The organism is Paenibacillus sp. FSL H3-0333, assembly GCF_038002805.1.
Classification (GTDB): Bacteria; Bacillota; Bacilli; order Paenibacillales; family Paenibacillaceae; genus Paenibacillus_AQ; species Paenibacillus_AQ silagei.
Window position 1 is genome coordinate 5,838,987 of sequence record NZ_JBBODG010000001.1, and the last position, 12,278, is coordinate 5,851,264.

General features: G+C 53.7%; 12 protein-coding genes. 9 read left to right on the forward strand and 3 right to left on the reverse strand.

The genetic code is table 11. The annotated features are described in order from the left end of the window. The first annotated feature begins 185 nt into the window (after positions 1-185). The 5 genes from MHH78_RS25830 (at position 186) to MHH78_RS25850 (ending at position 5,094) form a co-directional block, all read left to right on the forward strand. Entirely contained in the window at positions 186-1,292 is a 1,107-nt protein-coding gene (locus MHH78_RS25830; protein WP_341169283.1) for a FecCD family ABC transporter permease, read from the forward strand. Continuing rightward, positions 1,292-2,059 (forward strand): ABC transporter ATP-binding protein, encoded by a 768-nt coding sequence (locus MHH78_RS25835; protein WP_341169284.1) that lies wholly within the window; start codon positions 1,292-1,294, stop codon positions 2,057-2,059. Before MHH78_RS25830 ends, MHH78_RS25835 begins: the two co-directional genes overlap by 1 nt. Positions 2,060-2,241: 182 nt before the next feature. After that, a complete protein-coding gene (locus MHH78_RS25840; protein WP_036725537.1) occupies positions 2,242-2,760 on the forward strand; it encodes a sigma-70 family RNA polymerase sigma factor in 519 nt (172 codons plus the stop codon). Then, positions 2,757-3,608, forward strand: coding sequence for a hypothetical protein (locus tag MHH78_RS25845; protein WP_341169285.1), 852 nt, complete (start codon positions 2,757-2,759; stop codon positions 3,606-3,608). Before MHH78_RS25840 ends, MHH78_RS25845 begins: the two co-directional genes overlap by 4 nt. Positions 3,609-3,951: 343 nt before the next feature. Then, on the forward strand, positions 3,952-5,094 hold the full coding sequence (locus tag MHH78_RS25850; protein WP_341169286.1) for an asparaginase: 1,143 nt from the start codon (positions 3,952-3,954) through the stop codon (positions 5,092-5,094). A gap of 171 nt (positions 5,095-5,265) precedes the next feature. On the opposite strand, the gene MHH78_RS25855 is transcribed toward MHH78_RS25850, so the two are convergent. The 3 genes from MHH78_RS25855 to MHH78_RS25865 are packed head-to-tail and all read right to left on the reverse strand — an operon-like array spanning position 5,266 to position 7,670. Further along, positions 5,266-5,991, reverse strand: coding sequence for an ABC transporter permease (locus MHH78_RS25855; protein WP_341169287.1), 726 nt, complete (start codon positions 5,989-5,991; stop codon positions 5,266-5,268). 12 nt (positions 5,992-6,003) lie between these two features. After that, positions 6,004-6,756 carry an ABC transporter permease gene (locus tag MHH78_RS25860; protein ID WP_341169288.1) on the reverse strand — a complete coding sequence of 251 codons (753 nt, stop codon included), beginning with the start codon at positions 6,754-6,756 and terminating at the stop codon, positions 6,004-6,006. Further along, a complete protein-coding gene (locus MHH78_RS25865; protein WP_076085096.1) occupies positions 6,753-7,670 on the reverse strand; it encodes an ABC transporter ATP-binding protein in 918 nt (305 codons plus the stop codon). Before MHH78_RS25865 ends, MHH78_RS25860 begins: the two co-directional genes overlap by 4 nt. A 164-nt stretch (positions 7,671-7,834) precedes the next feature. Here MHH78_RS25865 and MHH78_RS25870 point away from each other — a divergent pair, with 164 nt between their 5' ends. From MHH78_RS25870 to MHH78_RS25885, 4 genes are all read left to right on the forward strand, one after another. After that, positions 7,835-8,548, forward strand: a complete 714-nt coding sequence (locus MHH78_RS25870) for a response regulator transcription factor (RefSeq protein ID WP_076085099.1) — start codon at positions 7,835-7,837, stop codon at positions 8,546-8,548. After that, positions 8,548-9,930 (forward strand): sensor histidine kinase, encoded by a 1,383-nt coding sequence (locus MHH78_RS25875; RefSeq protein WP_341169289.1) that lies wholly within the window; start codon positions 8,548-8,550, stop codon positions 9,928-9,930. Before MHH78_RS25870 ends, MHH78_RS25875 begins: the two co-directional genes overlap by 1 nt. Before the next feature lie 139 nt (positions 9,931-10,069). Next, positions 10,070-10,633 carry a hypothetical protein gene (locus tag MHH78_RS25880; RefSeq protein WP_341169290.1) on the forward strand — a complete coding sequence of 188 codons (564 nt, stop codon included), beginning with the start codon at positions 10,070-10,072 and terminating at the stop codon, positions 10,631-10,633. A gap of 55 nt (positions 10,634-10,688) precedes the next feature. Then, entirely contained in the window at positions 10,689-11,996 is a 1,308-nt protein-coding gene (locus MHH78_RS25885; protein WP_341169291.1) for a TerD family protein, read from the forward strand. Positions 11,997-12,278: the final 282 nt, after the last annotated feature.

The following is a 12,278-nucleotide window of genomic DNA, read 5'->3' on the forward strand; positions in this document are numbered from 1 at the left end:
ATACCTCCGTAGAATATAGAAAGTTGGACAGCATGTCAATGAGAATTATTATCATTGACAATCATTCTCAATGTGCCTTATATTAAAAAAGACCATACCGCTGCGTACTAGCGCTGGCCTTGTATCTGGCCTATTGTGCTATGTGTTTCTTACTATTCTTTCAATGAAGGAGCTTTATTACTGACATGCATACCGATATAGCTGTACCTTCACAGCCTAAGCAATCTCTCATTCATTCCCGTTACGGCTTCATGGCTGTTATAGGCGTCCTGTTCATTATCACCCTGCTGTCTGCCGGGGCTGCGGTCTCCTTCGGCCAGGTGGACATTCCTGTCTCCCAATCCTACCGGATTCTGCTTCATCACATCACAGGCATCCAGATTGGTGATATGCAGGAGCTGACGAACGGTTCTTTCGTTGATATTATCTGGAAAATCCGCTTTCCGCGTGTCCTGATGGCGATGTTCATCGGCGCCGGACTTACGCTGTGCGGGACGATCATGCAGGCGGCGGTACAGAATCCCCTGGCTGATCCATACATACTCGGTATTTCCTCCGGCGCTTCGCTGGGCGCAACCTTCGCCATCCTGATCGGCTTCGGCTCGCTGGGGCTGCTCGGCCAATCGGGAGTCGCCTTTTGGGCTTTTGCAGGGGCGGTTGGCGCTTCTCTGCTAGTCCTCACACTTGCCAGTGCGGGCGGCAAAATGACCTCCGTCAAGCTGGTGCTGGCCGGAATGGTCATTAACGCTCTATGTACCGCTTTTGCCAACTTTATCGTCTATTTCGCGAACAATGCCGAAGGCATCAAGACGGTTACCTTCTGGACAATGGGCAGCCTGGCCGCCTCCAGCTGGGACAAGCTGCCGCTGATCTCGGTCACCGTCCTGCTCGCCGTTATCCTGTTCCTCTCGCAGTTCCGTGTGCTGAATGCCATGCTGCTCGGAGATGAGGCGGCGGTTACGCTGGGCATTCATCTGGGTGCCTACCGCAGAGTCTACATGATTCTCACAGCGCTGATTACCGGCGTTATGGTAGCCAGCTGCGGGATGATCGGCTTCGTGGGACTGATTATCCCCCATCTGGTGCGGGGACTGGTGGGTTCGGACCACCGCAGGCTGCTGCCGGCGTCGATTCTGTTCGGGGCGATCTTCCTGATCTGGACGGACGTCATTGCCCGGACGATCGTCCCGAATGTGGAGCTGCCGATCGGGATCATTACCGCCCTGATTGGAGCGCCGATGTTCATGTACATGCTGATTAGAAAAGGCTACGCCTTCGGAGGGAAAAGCTGATGAATCTGAATGTTGAACGGCTAAGTGTCTCTTTCGGTGAGGCGAAGATTGTGCAGGAGGTCTCGCTAAGGGTTCAAAACAAGCAATTCGTCGGTCTGATCGGCCCGAACGGCTGCGGCAAGTCGACGCTGCTCAAAAGCATCTACAAGGTCATCAAGCCCCGTCAGGGAGAGGTCTTCCTCTCGGAGCTTAATGTGATCAAGTCCAGCCCGAAGCTTGTCGCCCGGAAGCTGGGCGTAGTCGGCCAGTTCAACGAGCTGAGCTTCGACTTTACTGTACGGGAGATGGTCGCGATGGGCCGGACGCCCCACAAGGGCATGCTGGAAACCGACAGCCAGCAGGACGCTGACATTGTCTCGGCCGCACTCCGCAAGGTCAATCTTGAGGGGCACATAGGCCGCAGCTATAACTCCTTATCCGGCGGCGAGAAGCAGCGTGTCATTCTGGCGCGTGTGCTGGCCCAGCAGCCGGAATTCATGATTCTGGACGAACCGACCAACCATCTGGATATCAAATACCAGCTGCAGATTCTGAATATCGTCCGAAAGCTGGATATCGGCATTCTCGCCGCCCTCCATGATCTGACCCTGGCCGCCGAATACTGCGACTATCTGTATGTCATGAAGGAAGGCCGGGTCGCGGCCAGCGGAATCCCTGAGGATATTCTAACGAAGGAATTAATCCGCGAGGTCTTCGATGTGGAGTGTGAGACCTACCGCAATCCGGTCACTGGAGCGCTGGGCATCGCCTATCTGGAGACAAAGTAATCCTTCGGGACAAATGGAAACGGCTTTGCCGTCCTTTTAAAGAACGGTACCGTTTCAGCGAGAATCTTTTACAGCCTGCGGCTCTGTGCCCGCAGGTTTATTCTTTTTGCAGGATGTTGAAACTATTTTCACCCCTTGACGGTCTAATGGTCAATCAAATGCTTCAAGAAGCCAATAAAGGAGTGAAAGAACTGAAAGCCCAGCCGCAAGTATACCAACCATTCGCTGAACAGCTTCAAGACTGCCGGAACAACCTGTTCCGCAAGGCCTACTGTTATGTTAAAAACGAGCATGAAGCGCTAGAAATTGTCTCGGAGGCTACCTATAAGGGGTATCTTGCGTTCGGACGGATGAAGACACCGCAGTATTTCGAGACCTGGATGACCCGGATTGTCATCAACACCGCTATTGACCATCTTAACCGAAACAAACGGGTGACTTACATGGAGGATCACCCGCAGAGCTATACCGGGGATGAGCATGCAGTTCCACTGGAAGAGAAGCTGGATCTGTACCAGGCTCTTGACAGACTACTGCCGGAAGAGAAGGCGTATATTATCCTGAAATTTTTTGAGGATTTGCGCTTTAAGGATATGGCGGACATTCTGGAGCTGCCGGAGAACACCGTCAAGACCAGGTTCTACAAGATAATCGGCAAACTGAAGGCTCACTTAAAGGATGGGGAGGTCGAGGGAATATGACAGGAAAAGACCGCTATGCACAGATTGAAATTCCCGCACAGCTTGGAAACATTCTGGAGGCAGCGCAGAGAAAGGCAGTGGCCCGGAGAAGAACAGTCCGGCTGAAACGATACAGCTCGCTGGCCGCAGCCATCATTGCCTGCCTGCTTGTCGTTAATATTCCCGATGTAGCAAACGCCCTGTCTAAGGTTCCCGTAGTCGGAAGCATCGTGAAGGTGCTGCAATTCGGGACTGGAGGCGAGCGGACCGACGGAGCCGCCGTGAGCACCGTTACTGCAGAGGATACCGTCCGCATTGTATTCGATCAGGAAGGCGATACAGCCGCAAGTGTACCTTCCTATACAGTCGACCAGAGGGAGGCTCCGGACCGTCTGATCTTCACCTTTAACGGTGTCCGCAGCTTCGATTATGATGCGCTGGAGCAGGATATCCTGGCCTCTCCGCTGGTCAGTGATGTGTATAGAAATATCATCCTGGATGATTCCGCCATGCGGTTCGTGGTTGAACTGAAGGAAGGTACCCGCCATACCCTTACCGAGTACAGCAATCCGGGTACGCTTGAGCTGAAGCTGACAGCAGAGGGCAAGGCCCCTGCATCTAAGGAAGTCTACTATGTACGCAGTGAAGGAATGCCTCCGGGAGAATCACTGGCTATCCTGGAAGAGATCTATCTGGATGACGATGTTACCTTCTTGAAGACAGCCTCTGGTGATTTCGCTGCTGTCATCGGCGGCTTCACCACTCGTGAAGAAGCTGAGCAGAAGCTTGCTGAAATCTCTGCGCGCGAGGATTATACTGGGGATCTGCGTGTGGACAGCTGGATGAGCAATGGGCATCCGGAGGATTAACCGCATTCCCACAGGCAGGTTGTGAAGCAGCGGCCGCTTTTCATGCTTTACCCCATCCACTTTTTAAGGAGGGGCCAGGCATGAAGGCGGCCTTTTTGTGCGGCAATTGCAGCTCCAGATGAAATCCCCTCTATACACCTGATGGGCGATCGCTCATCGTTACGGACTTATATGTAATGTATGTGTCATTTATATGTTTTGTATATTCACATAAAATTAATTTTTATTAAATTTTTATGCATATTTATGAATTTATTTTACATAAAAGTAAAATTATCATTTTGACATTTATGATAAATGTCATATATACTTACACAGAAATCAAATTAAAAGGAGGTCACTTATGAATCTTATGCACAAAAGAAGTCTAAGTCTCTTTACCGCTCTGTTGGTTCTCTTCACCATGTTATCCTTCCCTTCTATCACGAAGGCCGCCGAAGTCACCACACCCGGGAGAATCATTCCCAATGTCGTAGTGGTCGGTGTCGGAGGAACCATTACCTCCACTTCCCCTTCCAGAGAGCTGTTCCAGACGTATGGCACGCCAAAGGTATCCATTAATGATATTATCCAAAGACTACAGCCCGAGCTATCCAAAATAGCCAATGTCACCAGTACAGAGCTAAGCAATATCAGCTCTGCGCAAACCACCTCCAAGGACTTATACAACCTTACCATCGCTATCGACAAGGAACTGGCCAACCCGGCTGTTCATGCTGTAGTTGTTACTACCGGTACCAACATCATGGAGGAGTTGGCTTACTGGACCGATCTCACCGTCCGCAGCCCGAAGCCCGTTATCTTCACCGGGTCCATGCGACAATCCAATACGATCTCCTTCGACGGAGAAGCTAATCTGCTGAATGCCATCCGGCTGGCTGCAAGTCAGAAAACCACTTACTATGGTACAGTTTTGATGATGAATGATGAATTCTTTGCAGCCAGGGAAGTTACCAAGACGGATGCGCTGCGCCTGGATACCTTTGACGGGGGCCGGTACGGCGCTCTGGGAACGGTAGACGAGAACCGGATTCGTGCGGTTCGTGCGCCAGCCCGCGTCAGGGATGCCGGAACAGAGAAGTGGAAAACTCCTTTTGATCTCAGTACGATCCAGCCAGAGGATTTGGCTAAGGTTGATGTTGTATACAGCTATACAGAAGCCTCCGCTGCGCCCATTACATCCTTGGCTAATGAAGGAGTAAGAGGGATTGTAACGGCGGGCCATGGTGCCGGCGGGATCTCTACCGCGCAGCAAGCAGCCCGTACGGCGGCTATCGAGAAGGGTGTTCTATTCGTAAGCGCTACGCGAGCAGGCTCAGGGGCAGTATACGACACCGGAGCCAAAGGTATCATCGGTGCAGGCGATTTACTCCCGCAAAAGGCAAGAATCCTGCTTCAGCTGGGCCTTACCTTCTCCAAGGACCAGGAGCAGATCCGTCAGTGGTTCTCTACCATTGGAATGCCGGATTACGATATGAGCAAATAGGACAAGTGGAAAAGGCTTTGCCGTCCTTTTAAAGGACGGTATCGTTTCGGCGAGAAATAGAAGGATAATATATAGCGTGAAACATATACATTATATTTCAAAAAAAGATAAGCGGAGGCCCCCGGCCTCCGCTTACTGCTGCTTAATGCTTTTACACCTGCCCGCCACGCATCAGCCTATATCCTTATATCTCAATCTGCGGATCGACCAGACCGATAGAACTACGAGGTACACTCCATTCATCAGGAAGAATAGCAGATTCTCCATAGCCGTCAGTCCGCGCTGGGTAAGCACGCCCATGCCAATGGTCAGCAGCGAATATGGGAACAGCAGCCCCAGCTTCAGCACATACAGGCCCAGCCCGACAAAAACCGCACATAGACTGATTCCGATCGGTGTGGCAAAGCTGCGGATACGGATGGACAAGCCGAGCTGCAGGGCAGCAATACTCAGCGAAGCCACCCAGCCGCGCAGGGTCCACAGGATGATGTCCATTGGAAAATCCCCCGTCATAGACAGCATCTGTCCTGCTGCCCAGTACATTAGAAGGAATATCGCCTGCGCTCCCGCAATCAGCACGCCAACAATAACAAGCTTGGCTATAAAGAGACTGGTTATGGATACTGGAGCAGCCAGGATCATGTTCCAGTTCCGGTTCACATGCTCCAGCCTGCAGACAAAGGCGCAGCAGATGGCAATCAGAATCGGCAGGAAGAACTCTCCATAAAATAAGCTTACCTGAGTCCATAAGCTATACCACTCTCCCTGCAAGGCCTCCCGGTTCATTACAAAATTAGCACAGCCGATCATCAGGCTGACCACAGGCAGACTGACCAGCACCAGTCCCATCCGCGAGCGGCGCAGCTTGGGCCATTCGGCAGCAACACTTCTAAGCATAAATTCTCCTCCTTAGACCGATTGTTTGGAGACATGGGTATTCCCGGCAACATACAGAACCAGTGTCAGTATCAGAGCTGCACTTAACTGAATCAGAGGCATGCTTCCGGTAACATAAGTTCCTGATGAAGCCTTATACACATAAGTCACCGGACTGAGATCCAGATAATAGGACCAGACGACCAACTGCCGGACAGCGGCAGGGAACAAGCTTGCGGTCGTCCCCAGGAACCCGCCCAGCATGCCAAGACACAGGGCAAATGCCTGATTCTTCACCGCCAGCGATATCCATTGCTGCATCGCAATAATCAGCAGACTGGCAATCAGAGTACCCGCAGTGAACTGCAGCAGCAGGCCTGCCGGAAGCGGTTCTGCGAGTCTATGGAACATGCCGAAGCCGGTAATAAAAACAACCTGGGCCAGAATGCCGTAGAGGATCAGACTTCCGGCACAGACGAATTTGGCGGCATACACCGCCTGGCGTCCGACAGAAGTGGTCATCAGCATTTTCCAGGTATCCCCTTTATGCTCCATGTCGCAAATCCTTGACACCACAATCGCCGACAGAATCGGCAGGAACAGCCCGTTCATGGACGAGAGGCTGAAAATCAGCGCTTCCCAGGTAGCATTGTCCGCACTCCGCGAGATCGAGATGCTCATGGACATGGCCGCCCAGCCCAGCTCGGCGGCCAGAAAGAGGGTCAGCATCGCCCATACCTTTCTCCTCCGGATTTTGTAGTATTCCAGGAACAAGGCTTTCATCACAGGCTCCGCTCCTTTCCGGTGAGATCCAGGAAGATATCCTCCAGACTCTTCCTCGACTCCACGATCCGGCTCACAGCAATCTGGCCGGACACCAGAATCTCATTGACCCGGGCCACCTCAGAGTCCGGCATGGCGCTGAACACCAGCTGCTGCTCCTGCATTATGGGCCTGTACCCGTGCTCCGACAGTATCCGGACTGCCCGGGCGGGATCATTGATCCGAAAGTGAACCGCCGCCCGGTTCTGCGCCTGAAGCGCAGCCATCGCCCCCTGGAACAGCAGCTTGCCGTCACTGATGATGCCAACCGAGGTAGCAGTCTGCTCAATCTCCGACAACAGGTGGCTGGATACCACAATCGTCATGTCATACTGGGCAGGCAAGGATTTAATCAGCTCCCGGATCTCTCCGATCCCCGCAGGATCTAGCCCATTCGTAGGCTCGTCCAGAATCAGCAGACTCGGGAAAGCCAGCAAGGCCATAGCCAGACCCAGGCGCTGCTTCATTCCGAGTGAATACTGCCCGGCAGGCTTGTGCCGGTGATTGTCCAGCCGGACAATCTGCAATACCTTATCAATATTTTTGGCAGGCAGGCTGCGCAGCCGCTGCATGACTCTCAGATTCTCAAGGCCCGTCAGATGTCCGTAATAGGAAGGCGACTCAATCAGCGAACCCGTCCGGTTCAGAATCTCCAGCCGGTGGTTCCGCAGCTCTTGGCCGAACAGTTTAACGGTTCCTTGGGTGGGTTGCACCAGTCCCAGCAGCATCTTGAGCGTAGTCGTCTTCCCTGCTCCATTCGGACCGAGGAAGCCGAAGATCTCTCCCTGCTGCACCTTCAGATTTACTTGATCCACCCGGGGCGTTCCCCCATAGGTTTTGGTTAATTGTCTTGTCTCGATAATTGGATGAGTGTTCATAGGTTTTCAGTTCAGCTCCATTTCTGTCAAGTTGGCTCTTGCTTCCTAGCATAGAGGCCTTCTCTTGCTCCAGGCTGAAGATAACCTTACGCCTACCTTAAATACACCGGTACCTCCCATTCTTCACCGCCTGATCGTGTATACTAATTCATGGGTGATGACGATTGAATAACATGAAGAACCGCAAAATAATGATCGTTGAGGACGAGCCAAAAATACGTGAGATGATCGAGCTCTTTTTACGAAAAGAAGGGTATTACCGCATCTATGCGGCTGGAGATTATAGCAGTGCCCTCGCCATGTGCCGCCAGGAAAAGCCGGATATCGCCATTCTGGATGTGATGCTGCCGGACGGGGACGGGTTCTCGCTTCTCTCCGCCATACGGACCTTCTCCGATATGCCGGTACTCTTCCTGTCGGCACGGGGCGAAGATGAGGACCGCTTGCTCGGGCTGGGCCTGGGAGCCGACGATTATATCGTCAAGCCTTTTCTGCCGAGGGAGTTAATGCTGCGTCTGAGCGCTGTGCTGAAGCGGGTATACGCCTCGCCGATTCCAGAACGGCTGCCTGTCTTCAGGTCAGGTGAGCAAGTGGTGGATCTGAACAGCGCTGTGGTACGAAGAGACGGCCAGGAGCTGCCTCTGACGGCTAAAGAGCACGCCATTCTGATCAAGCTCTATGAGAACCGCGGCCGGATTGTGACCAGCGATGCTCTCTGCCTGGCGGTATGGGGAGATGACAGCTACGGGTATGAGAATACCTTAATGGTGCATATGCGGCGTATCCGCGAGAAGATCGAAGCCGATCCCTCGAAGCCGGTACAATTGCTGACGGTCAGAGGGCTTGGGTATAAGCTCTTGGTGCAGGAGGCGCTCTAATGGACAGCGCGGTCCGTATTTTACGCAAATTCGTAGGTTCTACCCTGCTGGTCTCTACGCTTCTGCTCCTGTTTAATCTGATTCTGCTGGGTTCCCTGATCTTCAAGGAAACGCATCAGGAGGCTTCACCGGAAAAGGTTGTGCGGGAGATATCATCAGCTCTGCAAGGGTCTGACGGCAAGTATTCCCTTAATCCCAAGGGGGGTGCCCTGCTTCAGCAGAACCGGGCCTGGGCTATGCTGCTGAACGCGGAAGGCAAGGTGACATGGAGTGAGCAGCTGCCTCCGGAGATTCCGCACGCTTACAACATCGTAGAGGTGGCGAAGTTCTCACGCTACTACTTGCTGGAATATCCTGTGTATATCTGGGAGCATCCAGAAGGACTTATTGTCGTAGGCTATCCTAAATATTCATATGAAAAATATCAGCTCGGATACCTGACGGACTGGCTGCGCTCCCTTCCCTTAAGAGTGCTGCTGCTCCTGATCTGCAATGTGGTACTGGCCGTGGCCCTCTCCTTGTTCATCGGCACCCGGCTGATCCGCAATATCCGGCCCCTGATCAACAGCATTCATGCCCTAGCCAAAGACAAGCCGGTTAACCTGGAGACTTCCGGACTCTTCAGTGATTTGTCCGAGAGCATTAATTCGGCTTCCGCTACCCTGCAGACCCGGAGCTCGCAGCTGAAATCACGGGATGAAGCCCGCTCCAACTGGATCGCCGGGATCTCCCATGACATCCGCACCCCGCTCTCGATGATCCTGGGCTACGCGAGTAATCTGGAGGAACAAGACAACCTGACCGGAGAGCAACGCCAGCAGGCTGCCATCATCCGCCGTCAAGGCGAGCAGCTAAGGTCGCTGGTGAGCGACTTGAACCTCGTCTCTATGCTGGAGTATGACATGCAACCGTTGCAGCTTAAGCCGGTACGCTTATCCGCTCTGGCCCGGACCGTGGTATCCGACTTCATGAATAACGGCCTGGAGGAGCGTTATTCACTGGACCTGTGCATTTTGGACGAGCGCCTGCAAGTGATGGGCGATGAGAAGCTACTCTACCGTGCAGTAAGCAATCTGGTCCAGAACAGCATCCGGCATAACCCGGATGGGTGCGGGATTGTGGTTAGCATCCTCCGCAGCGGGGAAGACTCCTGTTTCGCCTTGTCCGTATCGGACAATGGTCAGGGTGTTCCGGCGGAGCACTTGCCGGAGCTGATCCTGCTGCCTTACTCCGGGAAGCGGACCCGCCCCGTCCGGCAGGGCCACGGGCTTGGCCTTCCGATGGTCGCCCGCATTGCCGAAGCCCATAAGGGCAAGCTTGTTCTGGAGAGCAGCGCCGGCCACGGACTGCGGGCCACCCTGCAGTTTCCCCCTTTGGCGTGAAGACGGATTGACAGCGAATGGAAGAACCTCTTGCGGCGCAAGAGGTTCTTCCATTTAGGCTAAAATCCTCTCTCCAAGATTCCCCATTTTCTGCTATGCTAATAGAAATCCAAAGTAGAAGCAGGAGGCGCGCAATAGAATGGATGCATTTCAATACGAGCTTACATCTGAGACAGCTATCAACTTGAGATATGAGTATGGGGGTGAATATTTTACATTCAACCTGTTCCGGGATGACAGCGGGTGGGTGCTACATCCGTTTGACGGGATGCTGCTGAGGAATCAGGCAATGTGTACGCTGGTTGCGCAGGAGCTGTTCAAGCACAAACCTTTTCAGGTCATGCTGGCCAAGGAAGGGATTCTGTTCACCGACATACGCTCCACGGTCAATCTGGATAATGTCAGCGCGCCGGTTGCCGCACGCAATGAACGCGAGTCACGTGCTAATCCTGCAGACGACCTGATGGAATTCGTTCAGCAGCACTCGATTGAAGAGGTCATTGACTACGAATGCAAGCTGATGGGGAGCCGTATCTCCTTTTACCAAGAAATTCTACAGCGCATGTTCATGGACAACCTGGGCCCCTCGGACCCCGAGTTCCAGAAGATACAGGATATTGTACGGATCTACGAGCAATCCCTGGAGCGCCTGACGGATCTGAATGGTCCCAATCTGGATGCCGGAAGCCGGGGCAGATTCTGAGTCTGCCACCCGCACTTATACATGCTTGAACTACTCATAGGAAAGGCTGGTTCTCATGACACTTGAGCTTATCAAGGGGCAAAAATGCAGCTTAACCAAAGACAATCCTCTCATGAGCCGCATCATCGTAGGCATGGGCTGGAATGAAGCAAGGGCTGGGGTCGAGATTGATTTCTCCGTTTTTTTACTTACCGCGTCGCAGAAGGTTGCAACAGAGAAGGATCTTATTTTCTATGGCAATCCTGCGGCCCCGGACCAGTCTGTAGTGATATTGCCGCCCGCGCAACGAGTCCATAGCGGACCCGCTGACGATACACAAATTGCTGTAGAGCTTAGTCTAATTCCTGCGGAGGTTGAGCGGATTGCCTTCGCCCTGACGATCTATGAGGCGGAATCAAGACAGCAGAGCTTCTCGCTGCTCTCCGATCCCTATCTGCGCATTATGAACGCTGCGGATGGAACGGAGCTCCTCCAGTACCGCCTGGGCGGCGGTTATTCCGTGGAGACTGCCATTGTGGCAGGGGAGATCTACAGATATCAGAACGAATGGAAATTCAGCGCGGTCGGCTCCGGTTATGCGGGAGGCTTAGCCGCGCTCTGCCACAGCTACGGAATACAGGTCAAGGACATCCTGCCCGTTGTTCAAGCTTCCAGAACAGCCGAACCTGCCCGCAACTCCCCCTTTGTTCTTCCGGAGCTGCGCTCACGGCCTAAGCCGGTCGATTCCTTGCCTCCCGCAGCACCACCCGCTCCTTCCGCTTCGCCCTTGAACCCGGACACCATCGTTCTCAAGCGGCACGGGGAGACCCTCCGTCTCCAGCAGGGAGCAGGAGCCGCAGGAGAGATTCTTATCAATCTTAACTGGCTTCAGACTCCATCCTCCGGGTGGTTCGGAAGCAGAGGCATTGACCTGGACCTCGGCTGTCTGTTCGAGCTGAAGAACGGCCTTAAGGGTACGGTCCAGGCACTCGGCGAATCGTTCGGCAGCCTGAACCGCCCGCCCTACATCTCGCTGGACGGGGATGACCGCACCGGCTCTATCGCTACAGGCGAGAATCTGCGGATTAACGGCCATCACCTGTCCGAGATCAGCCGGATCGTCATCTTTGCTTTTATCTATGAAGGTGTTACGAACTGGTCGCAAGCCGGCGCCGTTATAACCATCAGCCAGCAGGGCGGGCCGGAGATTAAGGTGCAGCTGGACGAGCATAACAACGATAAGGGGATGTGCGCCATCGCCATGCTTCGCAGCCAGCAGGACGGCAGCTTCAGCGTGGAACGGCTTGTAGAGTATTTCAGCGGGCACGAGGAGCTGGACCAGCGTTACCACTGGAATCTGCGGTGGGAGGCCGGCAGCAAGTAGGGAGTAAGTAGCCGCCAGCATGATCAGGAACAACGTCCCCTGGCGGGCGGGTGATACCGCCTATAGCGCTGAGCCACCTTCTGCTAGACCAATGTGGTCGGTTTTTCGATTACATTGGGCCCACTCGCTCCACGCCGGACCAATGTGGTCGGTTTTTCGATTACATTGGGGCCCACTCGCTCCACGCCAGACCAATGTGGTCGGTTTTTCGATTACATTCCGCCCACTCGCTCCACGCCAGACCAATGTGGTCGGTTTTTCGATTACATTGGGCCCACTCGC